The sequence below is a fragment of the Pseudomonas sp. TAA207 genome, assembly GCF_001529285.1.
Lineage (GTDB): Bacteria > Pseudomonadota > Gammaproteobacteria > Pseudomonadales > Pseudomonadaceae > Aquipseudomonas > Aquipseudomonas weihenstephanensis.
In genome coordinates this window covers 1-15562 of sequence record NZ_LLWJ01000069.1, presented here as the reverse complement: position 1 = coordinate 15562, position 15562 = coordinate 1, and the positions used below count along the sequence as shown (strand labels likewise).

15 protein-coding genes are annotated in these 15562 nt (G+C 57.4%); 6 read left to right on the top strand and 9 right to left on the bottom strand.

Annotated features, from left to right (window positions below; all coding sequences use genetic code 11):
- Positions 1–4: 4 nt before the first annotated feature.
- The 3 genes from cueR to AP059_RS15720 form a co-directional block, all read right to left on the bottom strand.
- Entirely contained in the window at positions 5–406 is a 402-nt protein-coding gene (cueR, locus tag AP059_RS15730) for a Cu(I)-responsive transcriptional regulator (protein WP_059761696.1), read from the bottom strand.
- A 13-nt stretch (positions 407–419) separates the two neighbouring features.
- Entirely contained in the window at positions 420–2807 is a 2388-nt protein-coding gene (locus AP059_RS15725; protein WP_156425772.1) for a heavy metal translocating P-type ATPase, read from the bottom strand.
- Between the two features lie 97 nt (positions 2808–2904).
- Positions 2905–3285, bottom strand: a complete 381-nt coding sequence (locus tag AP059_RS15720; RefSeq protein ID WP_059761697.1) for a hypothetical protein — start codon at positions 3283–3285, stop codon at positions 2905–2907.
- A 147-nt stretch (positions 3286–3432) separates the two neighbouring features.
- Here AP059_RS15720 and AP059_RS15715 point away from each other — a divergent pair, with 147 nt between their 5' ends.
- Positions 3433–3639, top strand: a complete 207-nt coding sequence (locus AP059_RS15715) for a heavy-metal-associated domain-containing protein (protein ID WP_059761698.1) — start codon at positions 3433–3435, stop codon at positions 3637–3639.
- Positions 3640–3757: 118 nt separating this feature from the next.
- Positions 3758–4954, top strand: coding sequence for a multidrug effflux MFS transporter (locus tag AP059_RS15710; RefSeq protein ID WP_059761699.1), 1197 nt, complete (start codon positions 3758–3760; stop codon positions 4952–4954).
- A 1-nt stretch (position 4955) separates the two neighbouring features.
- On the opposite strand, the gene AP059_RS23080 is transcribed toward AP059_RS15710, so the two are convergent.
- Positions 4956–5126 carry a hypothetical protein gene (locus tag AP059_RS23080; RefSeq protein WP_371260596.1) on the bottom strand — a complete coding sequence of 57 codons (171 nt, stop codon included), beginning with the start codon at positions 5124–5126 and terminating at the stop codon, positions 4956–4958.
- Positions 5127–5250: 124 nt separating this feature from the next.
- A complete protein-coding gene (locus tag AP059_RS15705; protein ID WP_059761700.1) occupies positions 5251–6264 on the bottom strand; it encodes a zinc-binding alcohol dehydrogenase family protein in 1014 nt (337 codons plus the stop codon).
- 122 nt (positions 6265–6386) lie between these two features.
- On the opposite strand from AP059_RS15705, the gene AP059_RS15700 reads away from it, so the two are divergent.
- Complete coding sequence (locus AP059_RS15700; protein ID WP_059761701.1) at positions 6387–7292, top strand: LysR family transcriptional regulator; 906 nt, start codon at positions 6387–6389, stop codon at positions 7290–7292.
- Between the two features lie 69 nt (positions 7293–7361).
- Here the strand turns inward: AP059_RS15700 and AP059_RS15695 are convergent, their stop codons facing one another.
- Positions 7362–8315 (bottom strand): adenosine deaminase, encoded by a 954-nt coding sequence (locus AP059_RS15695; protein WP_059761702.1) that lies wholly within the window; start codon positions 8313–8315, stop codon positions 7362–7364.
- Between the two features lie 224 nt (positions 8316–8539).
- Between AP059_RS15695 and AP059_RS15690 the strand changes: the two genes are divergently transcribed.
- Positions 8540–9625, top strand: coding sequence for a calcium:proton antiporter (locus AP059_RS15690; RefSeq protein WP_059761703.1), 1086 nt, complete (start codon positions 8540–8542; stop codon positions 9623–9625).
- Positions 9626–9659: 34 nt separating this feature from the next.
- On the opposite strand, the gene AP059_RS15685 is transcribed toward AP059_RS15690, so the two are convergent.
- The 3 genes from AP059_RS15685 to AP059_RS15675 form a co-directional block, all read right to left on the bottom strand.
- Positions 9660–10343, bottom strand: a complete 684-nt coding sequence (locus AP059_RS15685) for an SDR family oxidoreductase (protein WP_059761704.1) — start codon at positions 10341–10343, stop codon at positions 9660–9662.
- 409 nt (positions 10344–10752) lie between these two features.
- A complete protein-coding gene (locus AP059_RS15680) occupies positions 10753–11355 on the bottom strand; it encodes an IMPACT family protein (protein WP_059761705.1) in 603 nt (200 codons plus the stop codon).
- A 61-nt stretch (positions 11356–11416) separates the two neighbouring features.
- The gene (locus tag AP059_RS15675; RefSeq protein ID WP_059761706.1) at positions 11417–12337 is read right to left on the bottom strand and encodes a LysR family transcriptional regulator; all 921 of its coding nucleotides are present in this window, start codon (positions 12335–12337) and stop codon (positions 11417–11419) included.
- Positions 12338–12460: 123 nt separating this feature from the next.
- Here AP059_RS15675 and AP059_RS15670 point away from each other — a divergent pair, with 123 nt between their 5' ends.
- On the top strand, positions 12461–13810 hold the full coding sequence (locus AP059_RS15670) for an aspartate aminotransferase family protein (protein WP_048364310.1): 1350 nt from the start codon (positions 12461–12463) through the stop codon (positions 13808–13810).
- An 81-nt stretch (positions 13811–13891) separates the two neighbouring features.
- Positions 13892–15385 (top strand): CoA-acylating methylmalonate-semialdehyde dehydrogenase, encoded by a 1494-nt coding sequence (locus AP059_RS15665; RefSeq protein ID WP_059761707.1) that lies wholly within the window; start codon positions 13892–13894, stop codon positions 15383–15385.
- Positions 15386–15562 lie beyond the last annotated feature (177 nt).

Here is a 15562-nt window from a genome sequence, read left to right as displayed (position 1 = left end):
CGATTCAGGCGCAGCAACTCCCCGACTCCAACCCTTTGAGGATCGGGCAGTCGGGGCGGTGATCTCCCTGGCAGGTGTCAACCAGGTCTTGCAGGGTGTCGCGCAAGCTGCTCAGTTCGACGATCTTTTGGTTCAGTTCGTCGATGTGCTGACGCGCCAGGGCTTTTACATCGCTACTGGCGCGCTGGCGGTCCTGCCACAAGGCCAGCAGTTTGCCGACTTCTTCCAATGAAAACCCCAGGTCCCGCGCGCGTTTGATAAACGCCAGGGTGTGCAAGTCCTCGTCACTGTACAGGCGGTAGCCGCTGTCACTGCGGTGGGCAGGCTTGAGCAGGCCGGTGGCTTCGTAATAACGAATCATCTTGGCGCTCAACCCACTGTGTTTGGCGGCTTGGCCGATATTCATGACGACTGTCTCCTCACTCAAGGTCCTTGGGTTTCCAGAACTTCAGTAACAGTGCGTTACTGACCACGCTGACGCTGGAGAAGGCCATTGCGGCGCCCGCCAGCACTGGGTTCAAGAAGCCAAAGGCGGCCAACGGAATACCGATCACGTTGTAGATAAACGCCCAAAACAGGTTTTGGCGGATTTTGGCGTAGGTTTTGCGGCTGATCTCCAGGGCGGCGGGCACCAGTCGCGGATCACCGCGCATCAACGTGATGCCCGCTGCGTGCATGGCCACGTCAGTGCCGCCGCCCATTGCAATCCCGATATCGGCTGCGGCGAGCGCCGGGGCGTCGTTGATGCCGTCGCCGACCATCGCCACCACGCCGGTCTTTTTCAGCTCGACCACGGTTGCGGCTTTGTCGGCGGGCAGCACTTCGGCGTGCACGTCTTTAATGCCCAGCGCCTCGGCCACGACCCGGGCACTGCCTTTGTTGTCGCCCGTCAGCAGGTGGCTGCTGATGTGGCGTTCGGTGAGTTGTTGCACCGCGCTCAGCGCGCCGGTTTTGAGCGTGTCACCAAAGGCAAACAGGCCCAGCACTTGGGGCTGCGGGCTTTGCTCGATCAGCCACGACAAGGTGCGGCCTTCGGCCTCCCAGGCGGTGGCCGCGTCGGCAAGGGTGCCGGGTTTGAGGCCGGTTTCTTCCAGCAGGCGACGATTGCCCAGCGCCAGCCGCCGATCCAACAGCGTGCCGGCAATGCCGCGCCCGGTCAGTGACTGGCTGTCGGTGACGTCGGGCACGCTCAGGTTTCGCGCCGCGCAAGCGTCCAGCACGGCTTTGGCCAAGGGGTGTTCGCTGCCACGTTGTAAGGCGCCTGCTGCTTGCAGTAAGCGTGCTTCATCGCCATCCAGCGCACTGAAGTGAGCGATTTGCGGCGTGCCGGAGGTCAGGGTGCCGGTTTTGTCGAACACCACGGCGCTGACTTCGTGGGCGCGCTCCAGCGCTTGGGCATCTTTAATCAAAATGCCGTAGCGGGCCGCGACGCCAGTGCCAGCCATGATTGCGGTCGGTGTGGCCAAGCCCAGTGCGCATGGGCAGGCGATCACCAGTACGGCCACGGCGTTGATCAGCGCGGTTTCAATTGGCGCGCCATAGAACCACCAGCCGAGTAAGGTCGCCAAGGCAATGAGCAACACCACCGGGACGAAAATCTGGCTGACTTTATCCACCAGCTTCTGAATCGGGGCTTTACCGGCTTGCGCGTCTTCAACCAGGCGAATGATGCGGGCCAGAACGGTTTCGGTGCCCAGGGCCAGGGTTTTGATCACGAGGCGGCCTTCGCCGTTGATGGCGCCGCCGGTGACGTTATCCCCAGGCTGCTTGGGCACGGGCAGGCTTTCACCGCTGATCAGGGCTTCGTCGGCGTGGCTTTGACCTTCGACCACTTCGCCGTCTACCGGGAAACGTTCGCCGGGTTTGACCAGCACCAGATCGTTGAGGCGCAAGTCACTGATGGCTACGTCCTGTTCCTGACCATCGACCACTCGCAGGGCGCGTTCGGGGCGCAACGCTTCAAGCGCGCGGATAGCGCTGGCGGTTTGGCGTTTGGCGCGACTTTCGAGGTATTTGCCCAATAGCACCAGGGCGATGACCACCGCAGACGCTTCGAAATACAGGTGCGGCATGCTGCCGGGCGCTGCGATGGCCCATTCGTACAGGCTCAACCCATAACCGGCACTGGTGCCCAGCGCAACCAGCAGGTCCATATTGCCCGCACCGGCTTTGACGGCTTTCCAGGCGGCGACATAAAAGCGCGCACCCAGAATGAATTGCACCGGGGTGGCGAGCAAAAATTGCACCCACGCAGGCAGCATCCAGTGCAGGCCAAAAGGCTCGACCAACATCGGCAACACCAGCGGCAACGCCAACACAATGGCGGCCACCAAGGACCATCGCTCACGGCGCAGACGTGTGTGTTGATCGTCTTCAACGGCTTGCACATTGTCGGTCAATTGAGCGGTGTAGCCTGCTTGGCCAACAGCCTCGATCAGTACGGCGGGATCGACGTGGCCCAGCAAGTCGACATGTGCCCGCTCACTGGCCAGATTGACGCTGACGCTTTTGACGCCGGCGACCTTGGCCAGTGCTTTTTCAACACGACCCGCACAACTGGCGCAGGTCATGCCGCCAATACTCAGCTCCAGGCTATGGCTGGGCACGCTATAACCGGCGTGGGCGACGGCTTCAACCAGTGCAGGCAGGCTGTCGGCGGGCGCTTCGACGCGGGCTTGTTCAGTCGCCAAATTAACGCTGACCGTTGTAACGCCGGGCACTTTGGCCAGGGCTTTTTCCACGCGTCCAGCACAACTGGCGCAGGTCATGCCAGCGATAGGCAGGTCGTATTGGGTGGGCACGAGCAATCCTCCTCAAGAAGTTATCTATCCATAGAATCGACCTTGACCCCGTGGCAAGGTCAAGGCCCCTTGTTGATCGTGACTTGCGACCTTTGAGGCGCGCTTAATACTCCAGCTTGGCGGGTAGCAGGTACATCCCTTTTTCTTTCAGGGCAATGCGATATTTACGGACATCGCCTGCCTTCAAGGTGATGTCTTGTGACGATGGCGCGAGCATGCCGGGCAAGCAGCCGGGGACTTGCCCGGGCAACAGTTTGAGCCGCAAGCTGATTTTGCCCGGCGGGAAATTGAACGCTGTGGCTTGTTCCTGGAACAAGCGTCCGGCCAGTTGGTCATTTACATAGAGGCCAATCTCACAGTTGGTGGGCACCTCAAGACGTTCGCGGGAAATGATTAACACCCCGTAGTCCTCACTCGCATTTGCCCACATCGGCAAGCTGGCAAGGCCCAAAAGGCTGACTAGGCTCAAAGCGGACCAGCGCATGGCTACGTATCCTGTTTTTAAATCATAAGGTTTGCAGCTTGGCCGACCGCGAAACAGATTGCCAGCATCGGTTGGCAACAACACGCTTGACCTTGCCACGATGGCAAGGCCAACACTCAACGCCTCTCTAACCAAGGAGCAATCATCATGCAAACATTTAAAGTTGACGGTATGACCTGTGGCGGCTGTGTGGGTGCAGTGACCCGTGCGCTGCACAATTTAGACGAAGACGCCAAAGTGGACGTGGATCTGGCGAACCACACGGTCAAAGTTGATAGCCATCTGCCCGAGTTGGACATCATTAACGTTATCAACCTGGCCGGGTTTAAAGCGCGTACCGCCCCGGGTGAATAAACTTTCGCCGCTGACGCGTCAGGGTTTTTATTAGCTAGCTCGCTATCTTTATGTTCAAGGTGTTCAGGCACGGCTAGACTATCGGGCCGCGCAGACAGCAGCCTGACCTGGACACCTGATGAACTTTAGAACCATCCTGATTCTGGGCGCCTTGAGCGCCTTCGGTCCCTTGGCCATCGATTTTTACTTGCCGGGCTTCCCGGCGATGGCGCAAGCATTCGCAACCGATGAAAAGCACATCCAGCTCACGCTGGCCGTTTATTTTCTGGGCTTGTCCATTGGCCAGTTGGTGTACGGCCCCATCGCGGACCGTTTCGGTCGGCGCCTGCCTTTGTTGGTTGGCGTGGGGCTGTTCACTGCGGCCTCCTTTGCCTGCGCGTTTGCGCCGTCGCTGGAATGGCTGATCGGGGCGCGCTTTGTGCAAGCCCTTGGGGGGTGTGCGGGCATGGTGCTGTCGCGGGCGATTGTCAGCGACAAGTGCGATGCGGTGGGGTCGGCGAAAGTGTTTTCGCAACTGATGCTGGTCATGGGGCTGGCACCGATTCTGGCGCCGATGCTCGGTGGTTTGCTGGTCAATCTGTATGGCTGGCAAGCGATTTTCATCGTGTTGACGGGCTTCAGCGCCCTGGCGGCCTTGGCAGTGGCATTGGGCCTGCCGGAAAGCTTGCCGGCCAACGTGCCGCGTCAACCGCTGTCGGGTGCGCTGCGTCAATACGGTCGGTTGCTCAAAGATCGCGAGTTTTTGGGGCATGCATTGACCGGCGGGATCGCAATGGCCGGGATGTTTGCTTATATCGCGGGCTCGCCGTTTGTGTTCATCAAGTTGTATGGCGTGCCCGCCGAGCACTACGGCTGGCTGTTTGGCAGTAACGCCGCAGGCTTTATTTTGGTGGCGCAAATCAACGCCCGTTTGCTGGCCAAACGCGGCCCGGCCTTTTTGCTGTCGCGCATGGTGTGGGTGTATCTGGCGGCGGGCTTGACGCTGTTGGCGATCAGTTCTTTGCACACCGAACAGCTGTGGCCGCTATTGATCCCGCTGTTTATCTGCATCGCCAGCCTTGGCTGCATCATCCCGAATGCCTCGGCGTGTGCAATGAGCGGGCAGGGCGCACGTGCAGGCAGTGCGTCGGCCATGCTGGGTTGCTTGCAGTTCAGCGTGGCCGCAGCGGCCGCCTGGTTGGTGGGGTTGCTGCATGATGGCAGTGCCATGCCGATGGCGATGGTCATCAGCTTGTGCGGTGTGCTGGCAGTGGCGATTGCGGTGGCAACCCGGCGGTTGTACACCGCGCGGATTGCCGCTCAAACGTCGATCTGATCTACCCCGCCATGCGCTCAGGCAATCTGTGCGGGGCTTGCAGGCGTGTTCGCAGTGTATCCACAAAGGCTCTGGCCTCGGATTCACTGCGAAAGTTAACGGCTTGCTGGTCGATTTGAACTTGCCATTGGCAGTCGCGGGATCTTGCTAACGCTTTTATCAGGATTTTCATTTCTGGCCTCCTCAGGTTCGCAAAGGAGGCCAGTGTATGCCCGAAAACGCGATGAAATATGACGGGCATCAAGTCTCTGACTGACGGTTGAAAAATGGCCGCATCCGTCCCTTCTCGTGTTTGATCAGAACCCTTCGAGTACGATTTTGCCCTTGGCTTTACCGCTTTCCAGCAGTGCATGGGCACGTCGCAGGTTGCTCGCGTTGATGGCGCCAAAGTGCTCGCCGACCGTGGTGCGCAGGGTGCCAGCATCAATCAGCTCGGCGACGCGGTTCAGCAGGTGATGCTGCTCGATCATGTCCTGGGTTTGGAACAGCGAACGGGTGTACATAAACTCCCAGTGCAGCGACAGGCTTTTGCGTTTGAGCTTGGTGATGTCGAGGGTCTTGGGGTCATCAATCAACGCCAGCTTGCCTTGTGGGGCCAGCGCTTCGACCAGTTGGTCCAGATGCTGATCGGTCTGGGTCAGGCTGGCCACGTGGGTGACGGCGTCGATGCCTTGGCGTTTCAGCTCGGCGCTTAACGGCTGGCTGTGGTCGACGATAACGTCGGCGCCCAGCTCGCGTACCCAGGCTTGAGTGTCAGGACGCGAGGCGCTGCCAATCACCTTAAGCGCCGTGAGCTGGCTGGCCAGTTGCGTCAGGATGGAGCCGACGCCGCCTGCTGCGCCGACAATCAACAAACTTTGTTGCAGATCCGTTTGGCCTTGGGCGATGGCGAGGCGCTCAAACAACAACTCCCATGCGGTGATGGCGGTCAGTGGCAGTGCCGCGGCTTCAGCGAAACCGAGGCTCTTTGGCATGTGCCCGACAATGCGCTCGTCGACTACATGACGCTCACTGTTGGCCCCTGCGCGGGCGATGGAACCTGCGTAAAACACCTTGTCACCCACCTTGAACAGGCTCACGTCACTGCCGACGGCCTTGACCACGCCCGCCACGTCCCAGCCCAGGACTTTGGCCGTGCCCGCGTCGGGCTGTACGTTTTCACGCACCTTTGTGTCCACAGGGTTGACCGAGATCGCTTTGACCTCCACCAAAAGGTCGCGTGGCCCGGCAATCGGTTCGGGCAGCTCGATGTCTTGCAGGGCCAGCGGGTCTTGAATCGGCAGCGAATGGTAGTAAGCGACAGCTTTCATGGGGCGCATCCTGTGAAGGGAAACTGGAGAAGGCGATGATTCGCTATTTCACCGCGCAGTAAAACCGGCTAAAACAGCAGGCTCTTTCAATATTTTTTTGATAATCGACGGTTTTATTCACCATGCTGCGTTTTGACGACCTGCAATTGTTTGTACGCGCCGCTGACCTGGGCAGCTTGTCTGCGGCTGCGCGAGTAATGGACATGTCACCTGCGGTGGCGAGTGCGGCACTCAAACGGATCGAAACTCAGCTGGGCGCGCGCTTGCTGGCGCGCTCCACGCGTAGCTTGCGTTTGACCGCAGAAGGCCAGGGCTTTCTCGACTATGCACGCAAGGCGCTGAGCAGTCTGGATGAAGGACGACGGCTTTTGGCGCGCGGGCAGGATCAAGTGAGTGGCGTGTTGCAGCTGTCAGCACCGTCGGACTTCGGGCGCAATGTATTGCTGGCGTGGCTGGATGAGTTTCAGCGTGAGCATCCGAAGCTGACGGTGCGGCTGCTGCTGGGGGATCGGATTGTTGATCTGTTTCGCCAACCGGTGGACATCGTCTTGCGCTATGGCGAACCTGAGGACTCCAGTTTGGTTGCGTTGCCGGTCGCGCCGGACAATCGCCGGGTGTTATGTGCCTCGCCCGCCTATATCGCGCGCGCTGGCGAACCGCGCCAGCTTGAGCAATTGCTGCAACACAATTGCCTGTTGTACATGCTCGGCACACGGGTGCACGACCATTGGCAGTTTCATGATGGCAAGCGAGAGTTGGGGCTAACAGTGAGCGGCGACAGGTTCAGCGATGATGCTGATGTGGTGCGTTTGTGGGCGTTGGCCGGGGCGGGCATTGCTTACAAGTCTTGGCTGGACGTGGCGGCAGATGTGCGTGCGGGAAGGCTCAAGGTGCTGATGCCAGAGCTTGAGGGCGAGCGGGCGCCATTAAATATGCTGTGTGCACACCGCGCGCAGTTGAGTAAACCGGTGAAATTGTTGCGTGACATGCTCAGTGAGCGTTGTGCAATGTTGGCGCGTGACCTGTAGCAATTGCCCAAGGCTGCGATCGTTTTGCGGTGCTCGCTCAAAAGATCGCAGCGTTGGTGGCGCTCGTGTTTACGGCTTGACCAAACGGGCATCCAGACCGTTTTGCGCCAGGCGCTTGGCCTGATCCTGGGTCATGCCCAAATGGGTGTGCAGCGCGTGGAAGTTCTCGGTCATGTAACCGCCGAAGTACGCCGGGTCATCGGAGTTCACGGTCACCTTCACACCGCGCTCCAGCATCTCGAGGATGTTGTGTTGCGACATGTGATCAAACACGCAGAGCTTGGTGTTGGACAGCGGGCACACGGTCAACGGGATTTGCTTGTCGATGATGTGCTTCATCAATCGTTCGTCTTCAATCGCTCGCACACCGTGGTCGATACGCTCGATTTTCAACAGATTGAGGGCTTGCCAGATGTATTCGGGCGGGCCTTCTTCACCTGCATGGGCAACGGTCAGGAAGCCTTCGTCACGGGCACGGTCAAACACGCGCACAAACTTGCTGGGCGGGTGGCCCATTTCCGAGCTGTCCAGGCCGACCGCAATAAAAGCATCGCGAAAAGGCAGGGCTTGAGTGAGGGTTTTTTCGGCTTCTTCTTCGCTCAGGTGGCGCAAGAAACTGAGGATCAAACCGCTGCTGATGCCCAGTTGCTGCTCACCGTCTTTGAGTGCAGCGGCGATGCCGTTGAGTACGACTTCGAACGGCACGCCACGGTCGGTGTGGGTCTGGGGGTCAAAGAACGGTTCGGTATGAATCACGTTTTGCTCTTTGCAGCGCAACAGGTACGCCCACGTCAGGTCATAGAAGTCTTGCGAGGTACGCAAGACGTCAGCGCCCCGGTAATACAGGTCGAGGAACTCTTGCAGGTTGTTGAACGCGTACGCTTTGCGCAACGTTTCAACGTCGTTCCACGGCAGGGCGATCTTGTTGCGTTCAGCCAGGGCGAACAGCAGTTCAGGCTCCAGAGAGCCTTCAAGGTGCAAATGCAGTTCAGCTTTTGGCAGGGCGTTGAGCCAGTCGTACATAACAGTTTTTCTCATCAAATCAGGTGCAGATGGCGGCATTCTACAGGTCAGCTGCGACATATTTGGTAAAACCCGACCAAGCTATTTGTCACAGCGCGGTGACTGCACAGGTTTGAATCCATCGAGTGACACGGGTCGTGAACTAATATGTAACGAAACGTTAGCGGGCTGCGGCAGTCTGTAACCCAACGACGTGTATTGGTTCTCAGGCAAAAAGGCTCGCGATGCTGACTTTATTGAAAGATGAAAAACTCCTGCTGCTGGCGATTGTCATGGCGTGTGTGGCCTTCCCGCTGGAGCATTGGTTGCTCAGTAGCGGGCAGGTGACGGCATTGATCGCAGGCTTTGTGCTGATCGCGGCCATCGTGTGTGCCTCCATGCGCGTGGCCCATCACGCCGAAGTCTTGGCCGAAAAGTTTGGTGACCCCTATGGGACGATGATTCTGACGCTGTCAGCCGTGTTGGTTGAGGTCGTAATACTCGCGATCATGATGAGCAATGAAGCATCACCGACGTTGGTACGGGACACGATCTATTCGGCTGTGATGCTCGATATCAACGGCATCCTCGGCTTGGCAGCGTTGATGGGCGGCATCAAGCACGGTGAGCAGTCCTACAACGACGACTCTGCGCGCACCTACAGTGTGATGATTTTGACCGCCATGGGCGTGTCGATGGTGGTGCCCGAATTTATCCCCGAAGCAGACTGGAAAATTTACTCGGCGTTCACCATTGGCGCGATGGTGCTGCTTTACACCTTGTTCCTGCGCATGCAAGTCGGGCCGCACAGCTACTTTTTCAGCTACAGCTACCCGGAGAAAAAAGGCCGCAAGCGCGCCCCTGAAGGCTCGCCCGCCCATTTGAAGTTGTCGGTCGGGGTGTTGGTGTTCGGCATCATTGTGATCGGCGCACTGGCTGAAGTGATGTCCAAGACCCTCGACCTTGGTTTGGAAGGGACGGGGGCACCGCCGGTCATCACGGCGATACTGGTGGCGGCGATCTCTGCGGCCCCGGAAATTTTGACGGCTTTGCGCGCAGCATTGGCCAATCGGATGCAGTCGGTGGTTAACGTGGCGTTGGGTGCTTCTTTGTCGACGGTTATTTTGACCGTGCCAGTGATGGAGGCGATGGCGTTGTACACCGGTCAGCCGTTTCAGATGGCGATGACGCCGGTGCAAACGGTGATGGTGTTGATCACGCTGGTGGTCAGCGCCATCAACTTGAATGACGGCGAGACCAATGCAATTGAAGGCATGACGCATTTTGTGCTGTTTGCGACGTTCATCATGCTGTCGTTGTTGGGCCTTTAACTGAAGGGCGGTAGACGCCTACCGCCCAGCCTGCTTACCAGGGAATGGTTTGACCTTGGTAGTCGATGAAGTGATGGCCACCTTTGCCCGCGTACGCGTTTACCTGTTCGACCAGGCCACGGGTGCTGGTGGGCACATCAATTTCTGCGTCTTCACCGCCCATATCAGTTTTCACCCAGCCAGGGTGCAGGGTCAGCACGGTAGGGCGGTCTTCACCCAGTTGGCCGATAAATGTGTTGGTCATCGAGTTAAGTGCTGCTTTGCTGGCTTTGTAAAGCGCCATTTCTGGTGCGTCGGGTGACTTGATGCTGCCAATGCCGGAACTCATAAAGGCCAGAACGCCACTGCCTTTTCGGATTTTGCTGACAAAAGCCTGTGCCACGTTGATCGGTGCCACGCTGTTAGTCAGAAACAGTTGGCCGATGTCGGCAAGGCTGGCATCCCCCGAGAGTTGATCGTCCGGGCCTTTGATACCGGCGTTTATAAAGACCAGATCAAAAACCTCATCGTCCAGTTTCTTGCTCAGCGCCTTGATGGCCTGTTGCTCGTCAATTTCCAGTTGTTCGACACGCACCGCGCCGAGCGTTTTAAGGGGCTGTGCATTGTCCGGATTGCGAACCGTGGCCGTGACGTCCCAGCCATCGTTCAAAAGTTCTTTCACCAGGCCCAAGCCCAGCCCACGTGATGCGCCGATGATGAGTGCTTTTTTTACAGTCATAAGTTGCGTCCTTATAGAGGAAGGAAGGGATCACCGCTGAAGGTTTTACTCCTTCACGGGGCGGATGCACACCCATACGGGTTGGTTAAAAAACGTACAGACTGAGGCGGACTTTACAGGCAGCGCATTCGCGTTGGGTTTGCACGGGTTATCCACAGGTTGCTCCACAGGAACTGTGTGCAACTCGTGCGCAGGGTTATAAGCGCTGCGGGATAAGTGTCTTAGGGCAATAAAGACGCTTAACGCACTGTTTGTAGGACAGTTTTAAGTGAGCGGGGTGGAATTGGTCATAAAACGTACAAAGTTCTGTAAGCCCCGCAGACCGTGGCTTTCAGGCGTGTGTGCTCAGGTTATCCACAGTCGGGTGCACAGTGGCTGTGGGCAACTGTTTGTGGGGGAATAAGGGCGATCAGTCATTCGCTTTGAGTGGATAACGTTCAAGCACAATCCTGCCGCGACTGATGTCGGCAAGTTGTTGTTGCAGTGCCTGAATGTGTTCTTCGGCTATGGCCAGCTGTAAATCAACGCCGTTAGCGGTAAAGCTTTCTTCGCGGAGTACGCCATTTAGCTCGCTGATACGCAGTTTGACTAACACCCATTCGCTGAAGCTGCATGCGCACCGCAGAGCCACCCGCGTGATCAAGGGAAACTTGTCGGCATTTTGCAGGCATTTGTTTGCCCCGCCGCCGTAGGCCCGGGCCAGCCCGCCAGTCCCCAATTGGATACCGCCGTACCAACGAATCACCAAGACCACAACTTGATCGCAGTCCTGGGCCTCTATCGCGGACAAAATCGGGCGTCCGGCAGTGCCGCCGGGTTCTCCGTCATCGCTGCTGCGGTATTGATCGCCCAGTTTCCACGCCCAGCAGTTGTGGGAGGCGTTGAGGTCGCTGTGTTGATCAATAAACGTATGTGCCTGTTGGGCGCTGGTGATCGGTGCGGCGAAGGTGATAAAGCGGCTTTTACGGATTTCTTCGCGATACTCGCAAAGGCCGGTCAGGGTTGAGGGCATATCAGTTCCGGGCTGGAGGCAGGTTTAGGACCATCGCGATGGAGTACAAGGTGGGCGAACGTTAGCGTGTCGCTTCAAGGCTCTCAAGGAAACTTTCAAGTACCAGGTGCGGGCGCCGACCCTTGCGGGTGACCGAGGCCAGACTCAAGTCATAAAAGCGTGCTGCGGGTTTAAGAGCGCGCAGGCGGCCTTGTTGAACCCACAAACTGGCGTAGTGGTCTGGCAGGTAGCCGATGTAGCGCCCGGTAAGAATCAGAAACGCCATGCCTTCACGGTCCGAGGCGCTGGCGGTGCAGTTGAGTGCCTGGTAGTGCGCTTGAATATCGGACGGTAGGCGAAAGGTTGGCGCAATGGCGTCTTGTTCATTGAGCCGTTGATCGGGTAGCTGATGGTCATCCACATAGAACAACGGATGGCCAACGGCGCAATAAAGCAGCGAGCGTTCGCTGTAGAGCGGCTGATACTCAAGGCCGGAGAGTGCGCTGGCCTGAGGCACCACCCCTACATGGAGGCGTCCATCGAGCACGCCTTGCTCGACTTCATTCGGCGAAATCATGCGGATCTGGATTTGCACGTCCGGGCCACGCTCTTTGAGTTGGGCCAGTGCATGGGTGATGCGCATGTGGGGGAGGGTAACGAGGTTGTCAGTCAGGCCGATCGTCAACTCGCCGCGCAGGTGTTGATGCAGGCCGTTGACCTCTGTACGAAAGCTTTCAAGGGCACCGAGCAATTGCAGCGACGACTGATACACCTCGCGACCTTCTTCTGTCAGGGAAAACCCTGCTCGCCCACGTTGGCACAAGCGCAAACCCAAGCGCTGCTCCAGGTCGCTCATTTGTTGGCTAATGGCTGAGCGGCCTATACCAAGAACAGTTTCGGCCGCTGAAAACCCGCCGCACTCCACAACGCTGCGAAAGATGCGCAGCAGGCGTATATCAAAGTCACTGACTTGCGCTAAAGCATCGGAGCGGCGACTGCTCATAGTTTAGTAAGCACCTAACTAAAGGTTAGAAAAGTTGGATTTCACCGACTTTATAGGCGTGGCAATTTAGCTGCAACAAGGATTTGGATCCCACGCTGCTTTCTGTCTTGCGAGGTTTTGCTGATGAACATGCCTGAAAACGCCGAGTTAAACGTGGCTAGCCAGCTCAAGCTGGATGCTCACTGGATGCCTTACACGGCAAACCGTAACTTCCATCGCGACCCGCGTTTCATCATCGGCGCCAAAGGCAGTTATCTGACGGATGACAAAGGTCGGCAAATTTACGATTCATTGTCAGGTTTGTGGACGTGCGGGGCTGGACATACCCGCACCGAGATCCAGGAAGCGGTCGCCAAACAATTGGGCACGCTGGATTACTCGCCAGCCTTTCAGTATGGACACCCGCTGTCGTTTCAGTTGGCCGAGAAAATCACCGAGCTGACGCCAGGTACGCTCAATCATGTGTTCTATACGGACTCAGGCTCCGAGTGTGCGGATACCGCAGTGAAAATGGTGCGTGCTTATTGGCGCCTGAAGGGCCAGTCGACCAAGACCAAAATGATTGGTCGTGCCCGTGGTTATCACGGCGTGAACATTGGCGGCACGAGCCTGGGCGGTGTGAACGGCAACCGTAAGATGTTTGGTCAGGCGATGGCGGACGTCGATCATTTGCCGCACACGCTATTGGCCAGCAACGCATTCTCGCGCGGTATGCCGCAGTTGGGCGGAATCGCGTTGGCTGATGAACTGCTCAAGTTGATCGAATTGCATGACGCGTCGAACATCGCCGCTGTGTTTGTCGAACCGATGGCGGGTTCGGCTGGTGTCCTGGTCCCGCCGCAGGGTTATCTGAAACGTCTGCGTGAAATCTGCGATCAGCACAACATCTTGCTGGTGTTCGATGAGGTGATTACCGGATTTGGTCGTACCGGCTCGATGTTCGGCGCTGACAGCTTCGGCGTCACACCGGATTTGATGTGCATCGCCAAACAGGTCACGAACGGTGCGATTCCGATGGGCGCCGTTATTGCGACCACCGAGATTTATCAGACTTTCATGAATCAACCTACGCCTGAGTATGCGGTTGAGTTCCCACACGGTTATACCTATTCGGCGCACCCCGTGGCGTGTGCTGCGGGGATTGCCGCGCTGGACCTGCTACAAAAAGAAAGCCTGGTACAAAGCGTGGCTGAAATAGCGCCGTATTTTGAGAATGCCTTGCATGGTTTGAAAGGCGTTAAAAACGTAATTGATATTCGCAATTATGGTTTGGCCGGAGCGATTCAGATTGCCCCGCGAGATGGCGATGCGATCGTGCGGCCTTTCGATGCGGCAATGAAACTGTGGAAGGCGGGTTTCTACGTGCGCTTTGGCGGTGACACGCTTCAATTTGGGCCAACGTTTAACAGCAAACCCCAAGAATTGGATCGATTGTTCGATGCAGTGGGAGAGGCGTTGAATCAGGTCGACTGATCCCTTCTATATAGAAGAGACATTTTCGTTTTTGGACAGGCGTGTACCGTTCACGCCTGCAAGCATGTTTTTGGAGTTGCAATGAGCACGATTCAACATTTGATCAATGGTGAGATGGTGAGTGACGCCGGTCGTACGGCGGATGTGTATAACCCCTCGACAGGCAAAGTGATTCATCAGGTGCCTTTGGCCAGCCGCGAGACCATTCAAAAAGCCATAGACACGGCCAAGGCGGCGTTTCCGGCCTGGCGTAATACGCCTCCAGCCAAGCGCGCTCAAGTGATGTTCCGGTTCAAGCAGTTGCTGGAACAGAACGAAGCGCGCATTTCACAGTTGATCAGCGAAGAGCATGGCAAAACGTTAGAAGATGCTGCGGGCGAGTTGAAACGTGGGATTGAGAACGTTGAGTACGCGTGCTCGGCTCCGGAAATCTTGAAGGGTGAGTACAGCCGTAACGTAGGGCCGAACATTGATGCGTGGTCAGACTTTCAACCGATAGGTGTGGTTGCCGGGATTACGCCTTTCAACTTTCCAGCCATGGTTCCGCTGTGGATGTACCCGTTGGCGATTGTGTGCGGTAACTGTTTCATCTTGAAACCCTCGGAACGTGATCCAAGTTCAACACTGCTAATAGCACAGTTGCTGCAAGAGGCGGGTCTGCCCAAGGGGGTCTTGAGCGTGGTTCATGGCGATAAGATCGCTGTGGATGCATTGATCGAGGCGCCGGAAGTCAAAGCTCTGAGTTTTGTAGGATCGACGCCGATTGCTGAGTACATCTATGCCGAAGGGACCAAGCGCGGCAAACGTGTGCAAGCGCTGGGTGGTGCGAAGAACCATGCGGTGCTGATGCCGGATGCTGACCTGGACAATGCGGTGAGTGCGTTGATGGGCGCAGCTTATGGTTCGTGCGGCGAGCGCTGCATGGCGATTTCTGTTGCTGTGTGTGTGGGCGATCAGGTTGCGGATGCGTTGGTGGCCAAGCTGGTTCCGCAGATCAAGGCGCTCAAAATTGGCGCGGGAACTTCATGCGGTCTGGACATGGGGCCATTGGTATCCGGCCCGGCGCGTGACAAGGTCAGCGGCTATGTGGCGCAAGGTGTAGCTGCTGGCGCAGAGCTGGTGGTGGATGGGCGCGGGCTGAGTGTTAAGGATCACGAGGAAGGCTTCTTTTTGGGCGGCTGCCTGTTTGATCGTGTGACGCCAGAAATGCGTATCTATAAAGAGGAGATTTTTGGACCGGTCTTGTGCATCGTTCGGGTGAATAGCCTGGAGGCAGCGATGCAGTTGATCAATGATCACGAGTACGGTAACGGAACGTGCATCTTTACCCGTGATGGCGAGGCGGCACGTCTGTTTTGTGATGAGATCGAAGTGGGGATGGTGGGGGTTAACGTGCCGTTACCTGTGCCGGTGGCCTATCACAGCTTTGGTGGCTGGAAGCGCTCCTTGTTTGGTGACCTGCATGCATATGGGCCGGACGGGGTGCGCTTTTACACGCGTCGCAAAGCGATTACTCAGCGCTGGCCGCAACGCGCCAGTCATGAAGCATCGCAGTTCGCTTTCCCGAGCTTGTAAGACGCAGGTAGGTGCACGATACCTGGCGAGAGGCCAGCCTTAAGGCTGGCCTCTGCATTTCTGCACTTTTATAGCGATATGACAGAAATGTGAAATCAGTGCTTGACGCAGGATTCCAGCGGCCTATAATTCGCCCCACTTCCGGCGTAGTCGAAACGGAAAACTCCTTGAGTATCA